The sequence below is a fragment of the Insulibacter thermoxylanivorax genome (genome assembly GCF_015472005.1).
In the GTDB taxonomy this organism is placed as follows: Bacteria; Bacillota; Bacilli; order Paenibacillales; family DA-C8; genus Insulibacter; species Insulibacter thermoxylanivorax.
Genome location: NZ_BMAQ01000014.1, coordinates 78362 through 100372, shown reverse-complemented (window position 1 = coordinate 100372; position 22011 = coordinate 78362). Strand labels below are relative to the sequence as shown.

Below are 22011 nucleotides of genomic sequence, written 5' to 3'. Positions count from 1 at the left end.
TCCTAAATTTAGGACAAAATCTGCTATCTGAACAAAATAAAGCGATCGTGTCAATCACTTAACCGTATTCTAATCCGTTGCACAATCATGCAACTCCCTGGAAGAATAAAGGCACAAGTAACTAGTGAAGGATGATAACCATCCCCATTGACCTAGCCGAGGATTGTATCCGTATTGTTGTTTATGATGGATTCACTTTATGGAATTCACTCCGCCGAACCGCTCCCGATGCAGGACTTCATCCATCGGATCCATGTCTTTAGGTGCTGGTTCCGCTGCCGGGTATCCTAGGCCGATGATCGCAACCACTCGATATACATCCGGTATGTTCAGCTTCTCCCGTGCGTAATCTTCACGACGTTTGGATTCTTCGTCGTCTTCTGAATGATAGACGGCTCCCCAGGCTGCTCCGAGCTCTAAGGATACTGCGGTCAACCATAGGAAACCGCCCGCGATCGAAGCATCTTGCAGCCAATATTTGCTCACATCGGGACGAGCGATGATCACGGCCGCTGCTGCTGCTTGTTCTAACCATTTCATATATGGCGTGGTTGAGGTCAACTGGTTCAGCATCTCGCGATCGGTGACGAAGATGAATTCCCGCGATTTGAGGTTATTGCCCGCCGGCGCCAGATACAGCGAGCGCTGTAGTTTGTCTATGATGTCTTGGGGGAGTGGATCCGGTTTAAACTGGGTAATCTCACGGCGTTTCTCGATAGCCTGCAACACATCCACGACTATCCCTCCTGTTATACTTTGTTTAGTTCAGTATCCTACTTTTTCTAAACCGTTTCAACACAAAGACTTATGAAATGATCTGTTTTTGTAATTTTGCATTGTTACATTTACAAACGTACTTCATACTCACAATGCTCGTCCCCGTTCACATTGCACTTGATCTCTCGCACGGATACGCGCTTGTCCATGATTTTATTGAGCGCTCCCTCCATGATCGCCCCTTCCAAATCGCACACAAACTTGCCTTCTAATACGGGAAGCCCGCTGCAGAAACAATCCTCAATCACGATCTTCATGGTATGTTCGCCGTGTATCACCTTTGGGATCCCGATCCTGAGCTCTTCGAATAGAGCAAGAAGATCATCGAGCGTATGTACAGGCAGATTCTCACCGATCTTGCGGCCGATGGTCACCGTCGTTCCCCTGCCGCCGAGCGGAAGACCCTGATACATTCCGATTAGACGGATCGTTCGAAACAGCTCCAACGGTACTTTATTACCAAGTTTAGCGCGCTCGACCATCTTCATATCGTCAAAGGTAAATTGCTCTGCACTCATCTCTTTCTCACTCCTTATTTCCCAATTCTACCTGTAATCTAACACAGCCCAATACCGCTCTGTGTGACCCGCATCACTGCATTAAGCCAAGATTTGATCTGTGTCTGATGCTCATATCTGCTTATCTCATATATATCGTCTATATTTTTCTCTTCAGTGCTTGATCAGCAATCTCTATACATCTTCTGCCTATCGCCTCCATTACCTCGGATTAAACTCTAAATTTTTTTAGCCCTGCCTAGCATCTACCGCCCATCCATGATTATCTCTTGTTAATCTCAATCTTTTGCTTTAAGCTGGCCCCCTATGTTCTGTGTTAGAATGTGATGAGCATCACTCGAGCGGTTGATCATGTTTGTTATCATGAATGCCATTGAAACCAGTTTGCACTACAGGAGGATGAATGAAATGAGTGAATTTAAAGCAACAGTACGGGTAACCGAATATCCGCCGCAGTTGAAACATAAAGTGATTTTCGAAACTTTCCACAGCCTTGCATCGAAGGAAGCCATGTTGATCATCAATGACCATGATCCTGTACCGCTTCACTACCAATTGAACGCGATGCACCCAAACGAGTTCACCTGGGAATATCTCGAGCAGGGTCCGGAAACCTTCCAAGTGAAGATTACTAAAGTTTGATTGTGTATTTTTGAATACACCTTTGGATGCGTACTTCAAATATACGCTTGCAGTATGGAACGACGGGGTTAACTGCGGAAATGATATGAATTAAGAAGATGAGCAAAAGGAGGCCCCGGTAATGGCGAACGTGACAATCGTTGATGAGAGAACCATTAAGATTCAAGTTTCCATTGAGGATGCCGTATCGATGATCCAAGAAGCCGCCCGGCATCTTGATGAATATGCAGCTGAAGTCGTCATGATTTATGAGAAAATGCCGGATTTCCAGTTCACGCATTTTTGCTTCTATGCTTATGATACCGCACGTCTATTCGAGAAAATGTTGGGAGACACGGATCCCAAGCAATACCTTTCCTTCTCCCTTGACGCCCCGGACGGCTTCTTCTATACATTGTATGGTGGCATGGCCGGCCTATATGAACAAGCCAAGCAACGCATAGCATCATAAGCTGCGTTATAAGCAGCGTCAAAATCATGATATCATCTATCGTACCCCAAAACACGAAAGACCCGCACCACTGTGCGGATCTTTCGTGCAGCAGCATGACGTTCCGTTAGTAGAAAGGGTTGGAGATGTTATTGCGCGTTGCACAATCATGCAACTTCCTGGAATAATAAAGGCACAAGCAACTAGCGAAGGATTAGAGAACCGCCTAAGCCAATGATTATGGAGTGATGATGATGAGAAATGCGAATGGCATCTTATGGCTCTGTTTTGTTCCAGCGGTATTAATCAGCATATTCGGTCAGGATATGGCTTACTTCTTGAACCGGCATATGGCTGATCTGCCGCCGGTCACTTATCTCAATATCTTAACAGCAGTGAGTTTCATCTTAATCGTAAGCTCATGTGTGATCTTGTATACCCGTTATAAGCGCGAACGAACTCAGAAAGGTACACGATACTTTATGTATCCTATACTGGGTGCCGTCGGTGTGCTGACTTCGTGCTGGTCGATCTTGGTGCTGGTGTTGTGGAACGGTTAATGGGGAAGTGCTGCGGAATGCTTGGCTATAAATATTAGGTTGTGCAAATTAGGTACAGCATACGATGATCGAGGATCAGCGTTTGGTGTGTTCGTGTTTGCGATGGGCTTTGCGATATTTGAGCGGTGTTGTGGACGTCAGCTTTTTGAAGGTCTTGTTAAAATGTGCGATATGTTCAAATCCCACTTGCTCCGATATGCGCTGAACCGAATCATTGGTTTCAACTAATCTCTTCTGTGCTTCACGGATGCGCACCACTTGAAGGTACTCGCGGAAATGAAATCCCGTAAGCTTCTTGAAGATCCGGCTTAAATAGGAGGGACTGATGTAGAATTGCTCGGCGATCTTGTCGAGGGTTAACGGTTCATGGAAGTGCCGATTGATATACAGTGCGATCTCTGAGATCTTATGATGCATCGGATGCGCATAGTTGATCGTCGCGCCTTCCATGCGGCTGACGCGGCTGATGATGATGATCAGCTGGCTCAGCAGCGATCGGACATAGGATACATAGTTCGGTTCCTGCCGCTTGCATTCCAGGATCATCCGCTCCAGAATCTGCTCTACAAGCGTCTGTTCCTGCACGGGGAAACGGATCAAACGCGATTGTTCAAGAGGGAGAAGCGCAGCGACTTCCTTATCTGCTTGTTTGACAAAGTCATGGGAGAAGTTGACAAGAATTCGCTCAAACTCCGGCATGGTCTCTGAACTGGCCGTTGAGTGGAGATCATCCGGATTGATGAACATCATCTCTCCCTTCGACACGGTGGTGACATTGCCGTTCATAAAATATACTCGTTCGCCCTGCAGCAAATAGTAGATCTCATAAGCATCATGCGAATGGGGCCGCTTCATCGCATTGAATCCTTGCCTGTACATTCGCTGAATCGAAAAATTCCACTCGTCTTCGATGCGGTATTTGGGCTCTAAGCGTTCGTTCGCCGAACCATCGGTCATCGACTATCCCTCCTGATATCCCCAAAAGGACAAAAAAAGCAAAATTTAAGGCGATAACAGCAAAAAATCAAGAAGAGTTTACTATAAATACTATATACAATAAATTTAAAGATAGACAAGGATGAATCTATCACATCACTTGGACAAGTAGGTGGAAGCAATGAACAATCTGCATGTAAATTCAATACAGGATTGGAAGCGTTTCAACATGCCTCCTGTACGTCTGCCTGAGATCCCGGACCGCTCCGTATCCATCATGGATTTTGGTGCTGTTGGAGACGGATTCACGGACAATACCGAGGCGATCAACAAGGCTATCCAGCATATGGCCAAGCAAGGCGGGGGCAGGGTGATCATCCCGAAGGGCGTGTGGCTTACCGGCCCCATCGTATTCCAAAGCCGCATCGAATTGCACACGGAAGCCGGGGCACTCATTATGTTCAGCAAAAATTTCGATGATTATCCGCTGGTGCTTTCCAGCTTCGAAGGACGGCAAACGGTGCGCTGCCGCTCACCGCTGGATGCCGAAAGCGCGGAGCATATCGCGATTACCGGCGACGGCATCTTCGACGGCGGCGGGGAAGTATGGCGTCCTGTTAAGAAGTGGAAGATGACCGAGAACCAATGGAACAGATTAGTGGCTTCCGGCGGTGTAGTGGACGACAGCGGGACGACCTGGTACCCGTCAGAGGCTGCATGGAAGGGCGGCGCCCTTGTCGAAGAGCTGTTTGCCAAAGAGATTCATGATCCCGAAGCGTACAAGCCTGTACGTGATTTCCTGCGTCCGAACATGCTCAGTTTCCGTTTCTGCAAGTACATCCTTCTGGATGGGCCGACGTTCCAAAATTCTGCTGCATGGTGCCTCCATCCTTGGGCATCCGAGCACATCACCGTGCGCAATGTCCGTGTGCGCAATCCTTGGTATTCGCAGAACGGAGACGGTCTGGACGTTGAATCCTGCAAGTATGTTCTCATCGAGAACAGCACTTTCGACGTCGGAGATGATGCGATCTGCCTTAAGTCAGGCAAGGATGAACCCGGTCGTAAGCTTGGCATGCCGAGCGAGTATATCCATGTGCGGAACTGCACCGTCTATCATGGACACGGCGGCATCGTGGTGGGCAGTGAGATGTCCGGTGGGGTGCGCAATGTGCGGGTGACGGACTGCACTTTCATCGGCACGGATATCGGAATCCGCTTCAAGAGCTGCCGGGGCCGCGGCGGTGTGGTGGAGAACATCGTGATCGAGGACATCCGCATGAAGGAAATCGACGGCGATGCGATCTCCTTTAATTTGTACTATGACTATCGTGAGGGTTCCGGTGAGTACGGCGGCGATGAGAAGCACCCCGTATCCGAGGAGACGCCGATCTTCCGCAAGATCTACATCAAGGATATCGTCTGCCGCGGCGCAGTGAAAGCGGTATTGATCAATGGATTGCCGGAGATGCCGATCGATCAGATCACGATGGTGAACCTGAAGATCCTTAGTGAGGAAGGCATCGTATGCCGGAACGCCTGCAATGTCGAATTCTCCAATGTCACTGTCCAGACCAGTAAGGGTAAGGCCGCATTGTTCCATCAATGTGCTAATGTGAACATCGATGAGATGCATCTGACAACGGAGAAAGCAGAGGATCAGATCGTTGAGATCACGGGTCCGGAGACGAAGCAGATTCAGATCAATGGACTGACTCCATCCCTGGAATTGAAACTGGCCGCAGAAGTGAATGAGGAGCAGGTTGTACGCAGCTGATTCATTTGTACAAAAATGGAGGACCCGCCGGCGATGGCAGGCGGTCCTCCCTTTGCTGCACCCTTAAAGAGAGTTAGCTATCTCTTGCAACTGTTTCTCGATCTGTTCGCGGATCTGATTAACCAGATTAAAATCCATCGCTTGGCTATAGATGGCTTCCAGCTTGCGATGCAAGCGATTGGCCTCCGCTAACAGCTGCGTTGAATGCTTCATTTTCGTCCTGTACCGGGATTCGATATCCTGAAGACGCTGCGCGAATCGCTCATCGGTTCCCGGTTTGATGCAGGCAGTGTACATATCAATGATCGTATCGCCGCTTCGTTCTGGATGATACTCATGGGGCTGCGTGCTGTCGAATACAGCAAGGCCTAGTTCGCGGACGATGATCATATCCACGCTGTTCGGATCAAAACCGCAATGATAAACCTCCACATCGAAGCCGCGTTCGCCGGCTTCCTTGGCTAGTCGCTTGAGCATGGTCGATTTGCCCGAACCGGGGCGTCCTTTGATGAAATATCGCCGCGGCAGTCCCCGTGTCAAGCTGGGGACGTAATCCACTGCCCCAATCGGCGTAGCCGCACCGAGGAAACGATGATTCGCGCGGCTTGGTCCTTCCTTTCGCTTCTTGTCCGCAAAGAGCAGTTCAATATACCGCTCAGCGAGCCGATCGGCGGCAGCGAAGTCCATATGTTCGATATAGATCGCTTCCCACTCATCATGTACTTGCAGCGCTTCGGCGAAGCCAGCATATGCTTCGGCATAGCATCGATCGATCTCATCTTGAATGCGCATCAGCTGGTCTCGCTGCTGACGCAGGAAGTGAGCGTCCCAAGCTTCGGAGAGATGGATGTATTCCTCCACAGCCCCCGGCAGCCGCGGTTCGACGACGTGGGGCGGGGTGCCGTCGACGATGCCGGCTTTCAGCTGCGGAATGATGACGCCGTCCAGCGAAGTATGGTCCCTTGCGCAGTGGAGCAGCCAGACCTCATACCCCCTGTCCCGCCAGGTGCGGGCGATCCTTTGGATCAGGGTGGATTTGCCGCTGCCCGGGCTGCCTTTGAGGATGTAGATTCGGTCGAGGTCTTGCAAGGATGAGTCAAACAAGCTGACAGAACCGCGGGCGGTATTCCCCTCAGCGAAATAGTGAAGCGCAGAGCCCTGTACCCGATTCGTCATATTCCATCACACCTTTCTAGACGAAGATCACAGGTTATGCCATATCGTATTCCCATCCCCGTAAAACGTGCTTGTATGTAGGAGATCTGAATGAAGCAACCAATATCGTTTGCGAGAAGAGACCAGAACTGCACCTAACACTAATTTGGAATTCCCAGCACCGTGATTTCGCAAGAAAATCCCTCATACAACGATCTAAATTAATAAAATCCTTCATAATCGAAAAATTTGAAATTATTCAAACAAAATCAACGTTTGAAGGATTAAATTATGGTTCGATATCATATTATTAGCACTCGTTTTTGTTGAGTGCTAATAATTGCTTATAATTTCTTGAAGAGGGGGTGTTGCAGGAGATGGCATAGTGTCCCTTGGCAGTGTCGCTGGTCCATCTCTATCACGTTAGGAACGGGGAGTTGATATGCAAGATGAATGTATTGCTGTTAGCTGGCGGTCTAGGTACGAGGTTGATGCCGTTGACGGAGCATCTGCCGAAACCGATGGCGCCCGTTGGTAATCGTCCTTGGCTTGAACACCTGATCATCCATTTGCGTGAACAGGGATTTGAACGTTTCGTCATTGCCGTAAAACATCATCCTGACAAGATACGGGATTATTTTGAGGACGGCAGCAAATGGGGCGTCTCCATTCAATATGCTTTGGAGACTACGCTGCTTGGCACCGCAGGTGCAATCAAAAATGCTGAACGCTATTTAGATGATGAGTTTGTGGCGATCAATTCGGATATCGTCCATGAGATCGAGATGAAACCGCTCTTGGACTATCACAAGTCCCATGGCGGCATGGTAACGATTGGACTTACGGAAGTAGAGGATCCGACGCAGTTTGGAGTCGTGGAACAAGATGAACAAGGAAAGATCCTGAGATTCGTTGAGAAGCCGAGTCTGAAGGAAGCACCGTCGAATCGCATTAATGCTGGCATATATATCATGAACAAACGCGTATTGGAGTTGATCCCGGCTCATCGCGAAGTTTCCATCGAACGGGAGACGTTCCCAATGCTCATCCAACAAGATGCTGGAGTATACGGCACCTTGATTCAAGGTTACTGGGCAGATATGGGAACGAAGGATCGATACCGGCAGATTCACTGGGACCTGTTGGATCGCAAGAATGGGATTGCCATTCCCGGTGAACCACGTGGCGAAGGGATCTGGGTTGGAAAGAACAGCGTCATCGGTTCTGGAACGATGATCGTCCCGCCCGTGCTGATCGGTGACAATGTCGTGATCGGGGAGCGTTCTGTGATCGGACCTTATACAGTAATCGGGGACAACTGCCGTATCGCGGATCATGTGCGCTGCTCGGAGACGATTCTATGGGATGGCTGTGTGGTGAACGAAGGAGCGATACTGAAGAATTGCATCTTCGGCTGCGGTCTGGAGATCGGTTCACGGCATATCCTTCATGAAGCGATCATCAACAGATGGGGGGCACTGCAAGCATGACGCGTGTTGCTTATATCAGCACTTATCCGCCCAAACGCTGCGGCATCGCAACGTATACTTATCACCTAAGACAAGCGGTCCATGCAGCGAAGGAATGGAAACCGAAGGACCCGGTTGTAGTGTTGTCTGACCATCTGTACGACGGCAATGGGGACACCCTTCTGTGGCCGCTCCCGCGTGACAGCGAGGATGATTACATCAAGCTGGCCAACCAGATCAATCGATCGGATGTTGGTGTTGTTTCATTGCAGCACGAATTCGGCATCTTCGGCGGCGAAGCCGGAAGTTATATCCTGTCCCTCATTCGACGATTGAAGAAACCGCTTGTTACGACTTTCCACACCGTATTCAAGCAACCGCGTGAACCTTATGCCTCGGTTCAGCGTGAAATCGCTGAGCGAAGTGCACGTATCATCGTCATGAACCGCAAGGCCGTCACCTATCTCCATGAATCCTTCGGCATCCCGCAGGACAAAATCGTCTTCATCCCCCATGGTACACCGGAGCCTGATCTCGCGCGACGTGGTGTTTACAAGAAACAGCTCGGCTGGCAAGGCCGCAAAGTGTTGATGACCTTCGGACTTCTCAGCCGCGGCAAGGGCATCGAGCGAATCTTGGAGATTCTGCCGGATATTGCGGAGGAAGTTCCTGATGTCTTGTATGCGATCGTCGGTCAAACCCACCCGGAAGTAAGAAAATGGGAGGGCGAAAGCTACCGCGAAGAACTGTGGTCGATGATTCGCAGCAGCGGGATCGAGTCCAATGTCGTCATGGTCGACCGTTATCTTGAAGAGAATGAGTTGATCCAGATGTTGACGGCTTGTGACATCTATGTTACCCCATACCCAGGGATGGAGCAGATTACAAGCGGAACGCTCGCCTATGCAGTTGGTCTTGGGCGACCTGTACTTACCACGCCGTACAGCTATGCGCAGGACTTGCTGGCGGATGAGCCTCAACTGTTAATACCTTATGAGGACGAAGAGCTTTGGAAGGAGAGGCTGTTGGAGCTGCTTCGCAACGAAGTGAAACTCCAGGCCGTCGCACGCCGCATCGAGAAGATCGGCGAAACGATGTACTGGTCAAAATCCGGCCAGGAGCATCACCGACTCTTCACAGAGGTGAGCAAACTTGAACCGGTATTCGGTTCGCTTTGATCATCTGGCGCGGCTGACCGATGATACCGGCATCATCGAACACGCCTTGGGTATCCTTCCTAGACGCGAGGAAGGATACAGTACAGATGATCAAGCGCGAGCCCTCTGGGCTTGTATCGACTGGTTGGAATTGTGCAAGGATGAGGATCGCTCTCTGCTGATGCGTCTTGCAGAGACCTATATGGCGTGGTTGGTGTGGGCGCAGCAAGAGAACGGACATTTTCACAATGACTATACTTACGAGCGGCTTCAGGAGCCGAGGAGATCCTCCGATGATTGCTTGGCACGCTGTATCTGGGCTTGTGCTAAGGTGATCACGAGCGAGCGGATGTCCTCTTACCATTTGGCAGCGAAGACGGTCCTCGAGCGGGCCCTTTCTATCGCCGACATCATCCACCATCCGCGGGGTCTTGCATATCTGTCGGCGGCATACGGACTGCTGTACCGCGCGAAGGTCGACGTCAAGGCAGTCGGTCTATCCGGTCAAGGAGAGCTGGAACAGCGCATCCGCACGACTGGAGAGCAGCTGGCCGATTCCTATCGGCGATACTCCTCGTCCAAGTGGCCGTGGTATTTGCCGGAGATGACCTACAGCAACGGCGTGCTTCCTTGGGGCATGTTGTGGGCGCATGAGGCGACGGGAAGAAGGGAATGGCTGGAGATTGCCCTTGAGAGTCTCGACTTCCTTATCAAGATTTGTCTGAACGAAAACGGGGATATTCGCCCTGTCGGCAACCAAGGCTGGTGCCGTTTGGATTATCGCGCGATGTGGGATCAGCAGCCGATCGATGTGATGAAGCTGGCCTTGGCTGCTGATAAAGCTTTTCGGCTTACAGGGAACGAGGACTATACGAGGATTGTTGAAAAATGCCATAACTGGTTCCACGGAAGCAACGACTTAGGCGTCATCATGGTGGATGAACGGGACGGCAGCTGTTATGACGGCTTGCACAGCAAAGGACCAAACCTTAACTGCGGTGCCGAATCCCTCATCTCCTATTTGCTTACAGAAGCGATCTATGCAGAGATGCAGCGTGATCGCGAACAGATTGCCAAAGGTATCCGGCAAGCGGAGGCTGAAGCTGCACGAACAAAATCCGCGTTAAGGTCTTAACATAGATGACACATATTCGGTGGAGATTTTCCATAGGTCTCCTCCGTTAATATTTATTTGGCATGGCTAGAAGTGTTAAGATGGATATGTCCGGTGCATGTTAATTGATAGGGCGCCGATCTTATGATCATCTAATTCGAAAAAGAGACAAAAGGAGAACAGAAACCATGGCCAAACTTCTAGTCATTCGCGCACATCCAACGGTGTACAATCGAGAATCCCGATCCATGAAGGTCACCGATGCCTTCGTGCAAGCCTACAGGGAAAGTCATCCGGAAGATCAGATCGAGGATGTCAATATCTACGATATCGAAGTGCCGGAGATCGATTCCGATCTGCTTAACGCATGGGATGATCTGGCTCAGGGGAAGCGGTTCTATGCTTTGACGCCGGCGCAGCAGCATAAGGTCACGCTTTTCAATTCCTTGACGGACAGTTTCCTCGATCATGATAAGATCGTTGTTGCCAATCCGCTGTGGAATCTGAGCATTCCAACCCGTCTGAAGGCGTGGTTTGACACGATCACCGTGGCCGGCAAGACGTTCAAGTATACAGAACAGGGTTCCGTAGGCTTGGTGGAAGGCAAGAAGGTGCTGCATATTCAAGCAAACGGCGGCGTATACAACGGTTCTGACCCGGCCAGCCAATATGTGAAGACGCTGTTTACCTTCTTGGGCGTTACGGATTTCCACCAATTGTTCGTGGAAGGCATGGATTACAATCCTGCAGAGGCCGATGAGATTGTCAGCCGCGCTGTAGAAGCAGCTCAAGAATTGGCTAAAACTTTCTAAACACATCTTAGAAAGGGGATAATCATGACCGAGCGGGGGGCATCCTGCTTGGTCTTTTTGTTTCTTGATCTTTAAGGACTATTTGATTTAGCTGGAGCAGTGGAAATATACTAAGGATTAAGGGAGTTTTTAATAGGAATCATGGAGTGGATGGACCATGGGCAGTTATATCGAATTTCGCAATGTCAGCAAAATATACAAGACAGGTGACGTGGAAGTACGGGCGATCACAGACGCCAGCTTTCAGATTGAGAAAGGCGAGATCTGCATCATCGTCGGCGAATCGGGAGCGGGCAAAACCACGCTGCTAAACATTCTAGGCGGAATGGATACGCTGACCGAGGGACAGGTATTCCTCGATGGGCAAGAGGTATCCGCCTTTAACAAGAAGCAGCTCGCCGCTTATCGCCGAAATGATGTCGGATTCGTCTTTCAGTTCTACAATCTCATCCCGAATCTGACGGCGCTTGAAAATGTGGAAATGGCCGCCCAGCTTTCCAAACGCCCGATGGACAGCCGTAAAGTATTGGCGGAAGTGGGCTTAAGCGAACGTGCCAACAACTTCCCTGCTCAATTGTCCGGCGGGGAGCAGCAGCGTGTCGCCATCGCCCGGGCGCTGGCTAAGAATCCGAAACTGCTGCTGTGTGACGAGCCGACGGGCGCCCTGGACTATATGACGGGCAAGTCCGTCCTGCAGCTGCTCCAAGATGCCAGCCGCAAGACCGGCATGACCGTCGTGATCATCACCCACAATTCGGCTCTCACGGCTATGGGGGACCGAATCATCCGCGTGAAGAGCGGACGGATCGTGGAAGAACGTCGCAATGACCGGGTCATTCCGGTGGCGGAGATCGAGTGGTGATGCGCCGTGAATAGAGCTTATCGCAAGAACATCCTTCGCACGATTACACGCAGCATGGGACGCTACTTGGCCATCTTCGCGATCATCGCTCTGGGAGTTGGCTTCTTCGCCGGTCTTAGGCAGACGAAACCGGCGATGATTGAAACGGTGAATCAGTATGTTCGTGAATATCAGTTGTTTGATTTCCGCGTGTTGTCCACTTTCGGGTTCACCGCAGAGGAGATCGAGCGGGCCGGCAGAATCGAAGGGGTGAGAACAGCGGCAGGCGCTGTATTCGAAGACTTCATCTATCAAGATGAGACGGGCAATACCGGCGTGCTGCGCGCTCATTCGCTCACAGCCGGTGTGAACCGGCCTGATCTGCAGGCGGGACGCATGCCTGACCAGCCCAATGAACTGCTGCTCGATGCCTCCTTCTTCCCGGAATCGATGATCGGTACCGTGATTCGCGTATCCAAGGACAACCCCGACGGCACGAAGAACAGCTTCAACTATTCCGAATACATCGTAACGGGATTGGCACGTTCACCCTATTATCTGAACACCGAACGCGGTACGACGGCATTGGGAAACGGGAAATTATCCGGTTTTGCTTATCTTCCAGAGGATGGGTTTTCCTTTGAGTATTACGAGGAATTATATCTGGTCATGGATCATGACTACGAAGTGTACAGTGAAGCGTATGATGAGGCTGCTGAGCGTTGGCAGGATGAACTTGAAGATGAGATCAGCAAACTGGTGAATGAGCGATATGAGCGCGAATTGGAGAAAGCGCGGCAGGAGATCGCCGATGCCCGCGCGGAACTGGCCGCTGAAACGGCGAAGGCTGAGGCAGAATTAGCAGAGGCCAAGGCGAATCTCGAGGACGCACTGGCCGAAATCGAACGCGGTGAACGCCGGCTTGCCGAAGCAAGAACCGTACTGAGTCTGAAGGAAGCGGAGCTTATGGAACAGGAGCAAGTGCTCCGCTTGCAGCTTGAACAGGCGCGTCAGCTCGGCGCTCCGGAGGTCGCTGCACCCATCGAGGCCGTACTGGGGCAGATTGAGGCAGGCCTCAAGGAGATTGAAGCGAATAAGGCGGAATTGTCGAAACAGGAGAATGAACTGGCGAAGGCGCGGCAGGAATGGACGGAGGCTGCGGCTGAATACGAAGAAGCTGTACAGAAGCTGGCGCAGGAGATCGAAGGCGCCGAGGCGGAGATCCGCGATGCCGAGGCAAAGCTCGATTCCTTCGCAGCGCCGGAGATCTATGTGCTGTCGCGGGAGACCAATGCCGGTTACGCCGCCTTCCGCACTGATGCTGGTACCGTAGAAGGCATCGGCAAAGTTTTCCCTGTCTTCTTCTTCTTGATCGCTGCTCTGGTTTGCTCGACGACGATGACGCGCATGGTGGATGATGAACGCACGCAGATCGGAACTCTGCGCGCCCTCGGATACAGCAATGCGGCCATTGCAGGGAAATATCTGATCTATGCGGGCAGCGCGGCGGTCATCGGCTGTATAGCAGGTTACTTCATCGGAATTCGGGTTTTTCCGCTTACCATATGGATGGCCTTTGATATCATGTACGGCTTTGCTGAGATCACGTTCGTGGGAGATGCGGCGCTCTTCGCATGGTCGCTGGCGGTCTCGCTGCTCTGCTCCATGGGTACCGCTTATGCGGCATGCCGCAGGGAGCTGAGGCATATGCCGGCGCAGCTCATCCGCCCCAAAGCGCCGCCTGCAGGCAAACGCATCCTGCTGGAGCGGATCGGCTTCATCTGGAAGCGGATGAAATTCCTGCACAAAGTCACCGCCCGCAATATCTTCCGCTTCAAGAAGCGCTTATTCATGATGATCCTCGGCATCGCCGGCTGTACGGCGCTGGTCGTGACGGGGTACGGCCTCCGCGATTCCATCATGAATATCGTCGATTATCAATTCGACGAGATCATGCATCATGATCTGAGCGTAACCTTTACGGAGCCGTTGACGGAAGAACGGGCAGAAGAGGTGTTGGCGGAAGCGGGAGAGGGGATCATGCGCCATGCGCTCTTACTGGAGACGACTGTTGATGTGATGCGGGCAGCCGGAGATGGCGTCAGCAAATCCGTCTTCCTGATCGCAGCCGATGGTACCGCGATGAAGGATTTTGTGCATCTGCACTTGGACGGTGAACCGGTTCCGTATCCGCAGCCGGGGGAGGCCGTGCTGAGCAGGAAACTGGCTGAGATCATCGGCGCCGCTGTCGGCGATGAGATCTCCGTCCGCTACGGCAATACCACCGCTGTGCTGAAGGTCTCGGGCATCTTCGAGAACTATGTACAGCATTATATCTATGTGGCAGCGGACCGCTTCGCGGAGACCTTCGGTGAACCCTATGAGCCGAAGACCCTGTATCTGATCTTAGAAGAAGGGGCGGACGAGTACGCTGCAGCTGCAACGCTGTCGGATCTGGAGAATACGGCGAATGTTACCGTGATCCAGAATATCCGCAGCACCGTTGAGAATACGATGCAGCAGATGAATTATGTGATCCTGCTCGTGATCTTCTGTGCGGGAGCCCTCGCCTTCATCGTGCTGTTCAATCTGACCAACATCAATATTACGGAACGGGTGCGGGAGATCGCCACCTTGAAGGTGCTCGGCTTCTTCCCGAATGAAACGCGGAGCTATGTCTTCCGGGAGAACATCGTCCTATCGGCCATGGGGATCTTCGTCGGTCTGCCCCTGGGCGTGCTGCTGCACCGCTTCGTCATGGATCAGATCAAGATCGATATGGTATCCTTCCAAGTGACGATCTTGCCGCTAAGTTACGTCTACAGCGTATTGACGGTATTGGCTTTCACGGTGTTCGTTAATCTGCTGATGAACCGCAAGATCGAACGGATCTCCATGGCGGAGTCGCTCAAATCCATAGAGTAAGGGGCAGCAGTATTCGGGCAGCTAGACAATTTTCAGCCGGCGTTGTCGGCTGATTTTATTTTTGATAGATAAGATTGAGTTTGTTTGGGGAGGCGTCGATGATGGATTGCATCGTTCGCAGGGCAATTGCTTCTGATGTTGAGCCAATATCTGCTCGATCTGTTCTAAGATGACGAGATTATAGCCGATGCGCAATTGAATGTTGTTCCATTGGTCGGGTAAGCTAAGGTTAAGAGGCTGATGCTGATGATAAGGAGATGGTCCGATGAACATGAAACAGAAAAAGCCCAACCGATTATTCGCTGAAAAATCACCGTACCTGCTGCAACATGCTTATAATCCTGTGGACTGGTATCCTTGGGGTGAAGAAGCCTTCGATAAGGCGAAACGTGAACATAAACCCATCTTCCTGAGCATCGGCTACTCGACTTGTCACTGGTGTCATGTTATGGAGCGCGAGTCCTTTGAAGATGAGACCGTGGCGAAGGTGCTCAATGAGCATTATGTAGCAGTCAAAGTTGATCGGGAAGAAAGGCCGGATGTGGACAGCGTGTATATGACCGTGTGTCAGGCGCTTACGGGACACGGCGGATGGCCGCTTACCATCATCATGACCCCGGATCAGAAACCTTTCTTCGCCGGTACATACTTTCCCCGGGAGCGAAAATACGGCCGTGCTGGCCTATTGGAAATCCTGGATGCTGTACATAAACAGTGGGTGGAAAAGGGAGAGCAATTACAGCAAACCGCCGCTTCAATCACGGAACAGATCGCCAATCAATTGAATGTGAAGCGAGCGGGCGAGCTCAGTGAGGCTTCGCTCCGCTTGGCGCTGGAGAACTACAAAGCAACCTTCGATCGAGCTTACGGCGGTTTCGGTCCGGCACCGAAGTTTCCAGCCGCTCATAATCTTTCGCTGCTGCTGCGTCTATATGAGAGATATCAAGATGAAGAGGCTTTGGAGATGGTCGAGCAAACCCTTGAGGCGATGTATCGCGGCGGCATCTATGACCATATCGGCTTCGGCTTTGCCCGCTATTCGACGGATGAGCGGTGGCTGGTCCCGCATTTTGAGAAGATGCTCTATGACAATGCCTTGCTTGCGACGGCTTATACGGAGGCGTACCTTGTAACGGGCACGGATTTCTATGCGGATGTTGCGAAGCAGATCTTCACCTATATCCTCAGAGAGATGACCCATCCGGAAGGCGGATTCTATTCCGCGGAGGATGCGGATTCAGAAGGAGAGGAAGGGAAGTTCTATGTCTGGACGCCGGCGGAAATCATAGATGTTCTGGGAGAAGAAGACGGCGAGGACTTCTGTAAAGTATACGGGATCACAGAGGAAGGCCACCTAGAGGGGCGAAGCATACCGAATATGCTGCGGCCCGATCCCCTGGTCCATCGCTGGGGGGATGTGAAGTCCCTGGAGCAGTGGTTCGAGGCCTGCCGCAAGAAGCTGTTTGCTGCAAGAGTAGCCAGAGTGCATCCGGCCAAGGATGATAAGATCCTGACGTCGTGGAACGGGCTGATGATCGCCGCACTGGCCCAGGGTTATCGCGCCTTCGGCGAAGAAGCCTATTTGCAGGCGGCGCGGGCTGCCGCAGCCTTCATCGATACGAACATGACAGATGTTAACGGCAGGCTTCAGGCAAGGTACCGCGACGGCGAAGCCAAATATACGGCTTATCTGGACGACTATGCCTGCTATATCTATGGCTTGCTGGAACTCTATGAAGCAACCTTCGAACTCCGCTATATGGAGCGGGCGCTTGAGCTGTGCCGGGACATGATTCGCTGGTATTGGGACCAGGAAGCGGGCGGGTTCTATATGAATGCCCACGACGGCGAACAGCTCCTGATGCGGGTGAAGGAAGTTTATGATGGCGCGATGCCGTCGGGCAACTCTGTCGCCGCCTATGTCTTGCAGCGGCTGGCGCGCTGTACGGGGGATGAGGCGCTGCAGCGGCTGGCCGATGAGCAGCTGACCGCCTTCGCCGGGGAGGTCAGCCGTTATCCGAACGGCTATGCGATGTTCATGCATGCGTTCCTGCTTGCCCTTGGACCGAGCCGGGAGATCGTGATCGCCGGTCATCCCGAAGATGAGCGTACGCAGGAGATGATTCGCATCTTAAGGGGACGTTTCCTGCCGCAAACGACGGTTATCTTGCATCCCGCGGGTCCCGAAGGGGAGGCGGCAAGAGCTTTGATGCCCGTAATCGCGGACAAAACCATCATCGAAGGGCTGCCCGCCGTCTATCTGTGTGAAAACTTCGCCTGTAAGGCGCCGATCACGGATCCAGAGGGGCTTCGCAGTGCATTGAATACACATTAAGAATTATGGAAGAAACTCGAAATGCCTGACATTTATAAACTATCATTCGAGGGAAAAAAGCTCGTACATGTTAAGAGAATATGGAAATAACCTTCAATACAAATGGCTGCAAAGTTACTGGGATCGGCTGTATTTTTATCAACATGGGAGGGGGGAGATGGGATGGAACAGCTCCATCAGAAAGACTATGGGCGCTATCCTGATGCGTATATCGATTATCTCGTACAGTTTCAAGCGGTGCGGGATTATTTTGAGTGCCATGAGATTCTGGAAGAATATTGGAAGGAGCACCCTGACAGTCCCTATCGAGAGACCTGGGTGATGCTGATTCAGTTGGCGGTAAGCATCTATCATCATCGGCGGGGAAACCTGCGAGGGGCTGTGAAGCTGATGAAGGGCGCACTCAGGCGCTATGAGGCGGAACACATGGCGCAGCTAGGCGTCGACGGTGCACGTCTCCGGGAGATGATGGAGAAGCGGTTGGCGGAATATATCGGACAGCCCGAACTGCCGTTCATAGATCTTAACATTCCGATCGCCGATGAAGCGCTGCGCGTGTGTTGTGTACGCAGAGCAGAGATGCTGGGTTATGCCTGGGAAAGAGCGAGCGACCTCACGGACCGCGCTTTGCTCGACCGTCATCTGCTCCGCGATCGCTCTGCAGTAAGCGAAGAACGCGAAGCTGCGCTTCAGAAGAAGCGGGATTCGCGTTCTTGAGAAGAATCGTTCTTAGGACAGCCGACCATCTTAGGATCATTCATTCTGGAATGGTCCGGTGGAAAAGCAGGGCGAGAAACTGCTCCGGTGTCAACTTGCCAAAATAATGGTTCAAATCGACCTCACGCAGCACTTCAAAGACGGCATTCATCTCATAGCGGGTTCCGCGCAGTTTGTCCTCCAGTTCCGAGATCTCGCCAACACCGAAGAAATCCCCATAGATCTTAATGTTCTCAAGTATGCCGTTCATTACCTCAAGCCGCACATCGATGATGCCGGATGGGAACTTGTAGGCGTTTTGGATATTGAACTTCGGCGATTTGCCGTAGTTCCAATCCCACTGGCGATAGCGGGAATCCGCGATCTTATGGACTTCTTCCCAGTCCTTCTCCGTGAGCTCGTATTCCGGCACTTCATCGGGTTCGCAGTTGAACAGATGGCGGAGCAAGGTGTCGCGGAACTGCTCGATCGTCATGTCCTCCTTCAGGAATTCCCTGATATTTGCCACGCGGGAACGCACGGATTTGGTGCCTTTGGATTCGATCTTCATCGGTTTGACCTTGAGCGCATTCGCCACATCGTCGAGGTTTAGATCGAACATCAGCGTCCCGTGGCTGAACATCCTGCCCCTGGTGGAGAACTGGGCATTGCCTGAGATCTTGCGGTCGCCGACCTGGATATCGTTTCGGCCCGTAAGCGCCGCATCGACGCCTAAGGAACGCAGCGCATCGATCACCGGCTGGGTGAACTTCGCGAAGTTATGGAAGGAGTCGCCGTCATCCTTCGTGATGAAGCTGAAATTCAGATTGCCGAGATCGTGGTAGACGGCGCCGCCGCCGGACAGCCGGCGAACGACTTGGATGTTGTTCTGCTCGACGAACTCCTCATTGATCTCCTCGATCGTATTCTGGTTCTTCCCGATGATGATGGACGGTTTATTAATATAGAAGAGAAGATAGGTATGATCCATCGGCAGATTGCGCAGAGCGTATTCCTCAAGGGCGAGATTGAGTGCCGGGTCGTGGTTGTTCTGGTTATTGATAAACAGCATCGTCATTCCTCCGTATAGGTTCCTTATATGATCTCCGGGAACTGCGCACTTCCCTTAGTATGCACATCACTGGGATTCGTAGCCGTTGATGACGACATCGAGCTTTCCGGTCTCCGGATGGATGAGCAAGCCGTGAACCGCCGTGCCCGGCGGGAGAAGAGGGTGATTGCGAATGATCCGCACGCTGTTTCGCACGCCTTCCTCGACGTCATTAAAACCGCGCAGCCATCTGCGCAGATCGATGCCTGCGTTCTTGAGGATCTCCATAATCTTCGGATCGACGCCGCGAACAACGGCCTGATCGATGATATGATCCGCATTCATCCCGGTCATGCCGCAATCATGGTGACCGATGACGAAGATTTCTTCTGCATTCAGTTTATAGATGGCGACGAGGATGCTTCTCATCACATTGCCGAAGGGCTGGAGCACGATGGCTCCGGCGTTCTTGATAATCTTGGCATCCCCGTTGCGCAGGTTTAACGCCTTAGGCAGAAGTTCAGTAAGGCGCGTGTCCATGCAGGTGAGGATCACCATCTTCTTGTTCGGATAGCGATTCGTCAGATACTGCTGATACTCTTTGTTCGCTACGAAATGTTCGTTAAATCTGAGGATATCAACTAAATTTGGCATCATACACCTTCCTAACATCCGAATCTGATCATATTCGATAAGATTAGCTTCGTTTGTCTACCACAGCGATGTCTCGGGCATAGATTTGCCCGTTGCTGCTTAAGGTAAGGGCTTGCGTTTCGGCTGTATACCTTAGATTCATCTGTTCTTCGAAGAATACCTCTTGCTGCGGATCGTAGATAATCTCTGCGGGATTCGTGGAAGCAAAGCTTACACCGGCCTCTTTGGCTGATGGACTTAAGATCCATAAGGCCGGCACGCCGTTCACACCGCAGCCGCAGCCATCTATATCGTACACCAGTTTGAAGACCGCTTCTTGATCTCCTGCAAGGGAACGAAGACGATTTGCTGCTTCAGGAGTTACCTGGATGTGGATCATCGGATCGAACCTCCTTTTCGAGGAATTGTATCATATTTCATCTGGAACGTCATTTTTTTTTTTTTTGCATGAACTTTTCACAGAATTTTACCTGAGCTTTTCGTCATTTGCAGTTGGTCTTTTGATCATTCATACTATATGAAGTGGAGTATGGATCCATAATGATGCAGTTGGGAGTGAACGATACATGTCGAATACGAACGAGATCAAAACAAGATTTATGGAACGCCTGCGAACGATCAAGAGCTACGGAGAAGCGGTAGGGCTCCTGCTCTGGGATCTGCGCACCGGCGCCCCAAAGAAAGGCGTGGCACAGCGTTCCAAGACCGTGGGCTTGCTGCATACGGAAGCGCACAAATTAACGGTCTCCGATGAGATGGGAAAGATGCTGGAGGCGCTTGCTCAGCCGGACGTGTTCACCGGTCTAAGCGAAATCGAACAGCGCGCGGTGGAGACGATGAAGCTGCAGTATGATCGCAGCCGGAAGATCCCTACGGATCAGTTCCAAGCCTATGTCACGCTTACCGCGGAGGCGGAATCGGTCTGGGAAGAGGCGAAGCGAAACGCTGACTTCAAAGCGTTCCAGCCTTATCTGGAGAAGATCGTCGATTATAACCGCAAATTCGCTGAGCTGTGGGGATATGAAGATCATCCGTATAACGCTCTGCTGGAGGACTATGAACCCGGCTTAACGGTGCGTCAGCTCGATGAATGGTTCGGTCAAGTGAAAGATCAGTTGGTGCCCCTCGTCGCTCAGGTGAAGGACAGCGGCATCAAACCGGATACGTCCTTCCTGAATCAACCGTTTGACAAAGAGAAACAACTCGCCTTCAACCGCTACATCGTACAGGAGCTTGGCTATGACTTCAACGCCGGCCGGATCGATGAGACGGAGCATCCTTTTGCTATAGGATTGAATCCGGGAGACGTGCGGATCACGACGCGTTTCAAACCGGATGAACTCACCTTTGCTCTTTTCAGTACGATTCATGAATGCGGTCATGCGCTCTATGAGCAGAACATCGCTGAAGAGATCGCTGGAACGACTTTGGCACAGGGGGCTTCCTACGGCATCCATGAATCCCAGTCCCGTTTCTGGGAGATCTTCATCGGCATGAGCCGTCCGTTCTGGAACCGTTACTTGCCGGAACTGCAGAAGCATTTCCCGGGGCAGTTGGATGAGGTTACGGTGGATCAATTCTACCGCGCCATCAACAAATCCGAGCCGTCCCTGATCCGGATCGAAGCCGATGAGCTTACTTATAATCTGCATATCATGATTCGTTATGAGATCGAGAAGCAGTTAATCGCAGGACAGATTGAAGTGAAGGACCTGCCTGAGATCTGGAATGCAAAATACGAGGAATACCTGGGGCTGCGCCCGCAGCATGACGGCGAAGGCGTACTGCAGGATGTTCACTGGTCCGGCGGCTCCTTCGGCTACTTCCCATCCTACTCGCTGGGGAATATGTACGCTGCCCAGATCACAGCGGCGATTCGCCGAGATCTGCCTAATCTGGATGAGCTTGTGGAGCAAGGGGAGTTCGCGCCGATCAAGAATTGGTTAACGGAGCGCATCTATCGCCATGGCGCGGTGATGAAGCCGGAACGCTTCATCGTTCAGGTAACTGGAGAAGAGCTGAACGTTCAGTATCTCTTGGATCATCTGAAGACGAAGTTCGGCGAATTGTATGAGTTGGAATAATGAATGGATGAAAAAGATATGATGCGAATGCGATGATGCCTTCGCATTAATCAAAAGATAAGCGGCAATATAACGAGA

Annotated in this window: 20 protein-coding genes; 13 read left to right on the top strand and 7 right to left on the bottom strand. The window is 51.6% G+C overall.

Annotated elements, in window-relative coordinates; all coding sequences use genetic code 11:
* Positions 1–192: 192 nt before the first annotated feature.
* Both PRECH8_RS07950 and PRECH8_RS07945 read right to left on the bottom strand, forming a co-directional pair.
* Complete coding sequence (locus PRECH8_RS07950) at positions 193–735, bottom strand: nitroreductase family protein (RefSeq protein ID WP_200966560.1); 543 nt, start codon at positions 733–735, stop codon at positions 193–195.
* 110 nt (positions 736–845) lie between these two features.
* Positions 846–1295 carry a V4R domain-containing protein gene (locus PRECH8_RS07945; RefSeq protein ID WP_200966559.1) on the bottom strand — a complete coding sequence of 150 codons (450 nt, stop codon included), beginning with the start codon at positions 1293–1295 and terminating at the stop codon, positions 846–848.
* Positions 1296–1703: 408 nt separating this feature from the next.
* Between PRECH8_RS07945 and PRECH8_RS07940 the strand changes: the two genes are divergently transcribed.
* The 3 genes from PRECH8_RS07940 (at position 1704) to PRECH8_RS07930 (ending at position 2927) form a co-directional block, all read left to right on the top strand.
* Positions 1704–1937: a DUF2249 domain-containing protein gene (locus PRECH8_RS07940; protein WP_200966558.1), complete on the top strand. Its 234-nt coding sequence runs from the start codon at positions 1704–1706 to the stop codon at positions 1935–1937.
* Between the two features lie 121 nt (positions 1938–2058).
* On the top strand, positions 2059–2388 hold the full coding sequence (locus PRECH8_RS07935) for a hypothetical protein (protein WP_200966557.1): 330 nt from the start codon (positions 2059–2061) through the stop codon (positions 2386–2388).
* Positions 2389–2621: 233 nt separating this feature from the next.
* On the top strand, positions 2622–2927 hold the full coding sequence (locus PRECH8_RS07930; RefSeq protein ID WP_200966556.1) for a hypothetical protein: 306 nt from the start codon (positions 2622–2624) through the stop codon (positions 2925–2927).
* A 75-nt stretch (positions 2928–3002) separates the two neighbouring features.
* Here PRECH8_RS07930 and PRECH8_RS07925 read toward each other — a convergent pair whose 3' ends face one another.
* The gene (locus PRECH8_RS07925; RefSeq protein WP_200966555.1) at positions 3003–3884 is read right to left on the bottom strand and encodes a helix-turn-helix transcriptional regulator; all 882 of its coding nucleotides are present in this window, start codon (positions 3882–3884) and stop codon (positions 3003–3005) included.
* Between the two features lie 208 nt (positions 3885–4092).
* Here PRECH8_RS07925 and PRECH8_RS07920 point away from each other — a divergent pair, with 208 nt between their 5' ends.
* Entirely contained in the window at positions 4093–5640 is a 1548-nt protein-coding gene (locus PRECH8_RS07920) for a glycoside hydrolase family 28 protein (protein ID WP_200966554.1), read from the top strand.
* Positions 5641–5703: 63 nt separating this feature from the next.
* Here the strand turns inward: PRECH8_RS07920 and PRECH8_RS07915 are convergent, their stop codons facing one another.
* Positions 5704–6816, bottom strand: coding sequence for a PRK06851 family protein (locus PRECH8_RS07915; protein ID WP_200966553.1), 1113 nt, complete (start codon positions 6814–6816; stop codon positions 5704–5706).
* Between the two features lie 428 nt (positions 6817–7244).
* On the opposite strand from PRECH8_RS07915, the gene PRECH8_RS07910 reads away from it, so the two are divergent.
* From PRECH8_RS07910 to PRECH8_RS07875, 8 genes are all read left to right on the top strand, one after another.
* Entirely contained in the window at positions 7245–8285 is a 1041-nt protein-coding gene (locus PRECH8_RS07910) for a nucleotidyltransferase family protein (RefSeq protein WP_200966552.1), read from the top strand.
* Entirely contained in the window at positions 8282–9442 is a 1161-nt protein-coding gene (locus PRECH8_RS07905) for a glycosyltransferase family 4 protein (protein ID WP_200966551.1), read from the top strand. The genes PRECH8_RS07910 and PRECH8_RS07905 overlap by 4 nt, the downstream gene beginning before the upstream one ends.
* Entirely contained in the window at positions 9417–10556 is a 1140-nt protein-coding gene (locus PRECH8_RS07900) for a glycoside hydrolase family protein (RefSeq protein ID WP_200966550.1), read from the top strand. The genes PRECH8_RS07905 and PRECH8_RS07900 overlap by 26 nt, the downstream gene beginning before the upstream one ends.
* Positions 10557–10723: 167 nt before the next feature.
* Positions 10724–11347 (top strand): NAD(P)H-dependent oxidoreductase, encoded by a 624-nt coding sequence (locus PRECH8_RS07895; protein WP_200966549.1) that lies wholly within the window; start codon positions 10724–10726, stop codon positions 11345–11347.
* A gap of 157 nt (positions 11348–11504) precedes the next feature.
* The gene (locus PRECH8_RS07890) at positions 11505–12209 is read left to right on the top strand and encodes an ABC transporter ATP-binding protein (RefSeq protein ID WP_200966548.1); all 705 of its coding nucleotides are present in this window, start codon (positions 11505–11507) and stop codon (positions 12207–12209) included.
* A 6-nt stretch (positions 12210–12215) separates the two neighbouring features.
* On the top strand, positions 12216–15113 hold the full coding sequence (locus PRECH8_RS07885; RefSeq protein WP_200966547.1) for an ABC transporter permease: 2898 nt from the start codon (positions 12216–12218) through the stop codon (positions 15111–15113).
* Positions 15114–15378: 265 nt separating this feature from the next.
* Complete coding sequence (locus PRECH8_RS07880) at positions 15379–17448, top strand: thioredoxin domain-containing protein (RefSeq protein WP_200966546.1); 2070 nt, start codon at positions 15379–15381, stop codon at positions 17446–17448.
* Positions 17449–17610: 162 nt separating this feature from the next.
* The gene (locus PRECH8_RS07875; protein ID WP_200966545.1) at positions 17611–18165 is read left to right on the top strand and encodes a DUF309 domain-containing protein; all 555 of its coding nucleotides are present in this window, start codon (positions 17611–17613) and stop codon (positions 18163–18165) included.
* A 40-nt stretch (positions 18166–18205) separates the two neighbouring features.
* Here PRECH8_RS07875 and lplA read toward each other — a convergent pair whose 3' ends face one another.
* From lplA to PRECH8_RS07860, 3 genes are all read right to left on the bottom strand, one after another.
* Positions 18206–19216, bottom strand: a complete 1011-nt coding sequence (lplA, locus tag PRECH8_RS07870) for a lipoate--protein ligase (RefSeq protein WP_200966544.1) — start codon at positions 19214–19216, stop codon at positions 18206–18208.
* Between the two features lie 66 nt (positions 19217–19282).
* Positions 19283–19849, bottom strand: coding sequence for a beta-class carbonic anhydrase (locus PRECH8_RS07865; protein WP_200966543.1), 567 nt, complete (start codon positions 19847–19849; stop codon positions 19283–19285).
* A gap of 43 nt (positions 19850–19892) precedes the next feature.
* Positions 19893–20228, bottom strand: a complete 336-nt coding sequence (locus PRECH8_RS07860) for an iron-sulfur cluster biosynthesis family protein (RefSeq protein WP_200966542.1) — start codon at positions 20226–20228, stop codon at positions 19893–19895.
* A gap of 187 nt (positions 20229–20415) precedes the next feature.
* On the opposite strand from PRECH8_RS07860, the gene PRECH8_RS07855 reads away from it, so the two are divergent.
* Positions 20416–21933 carry a carboxypeptidase M32 gene (locus PRECH8_RS07855; RefSeq protein ID WP_200966541.1) on the top strand — a complete coding sequence of 506 codons (1518 nt, stop codon included), beginning with the start codon at positions 20416–20418 and terminating at the stop codon, positions 21931–21933.
* Positions 21934–22011 lie beyond the last annotated feature (78 nt).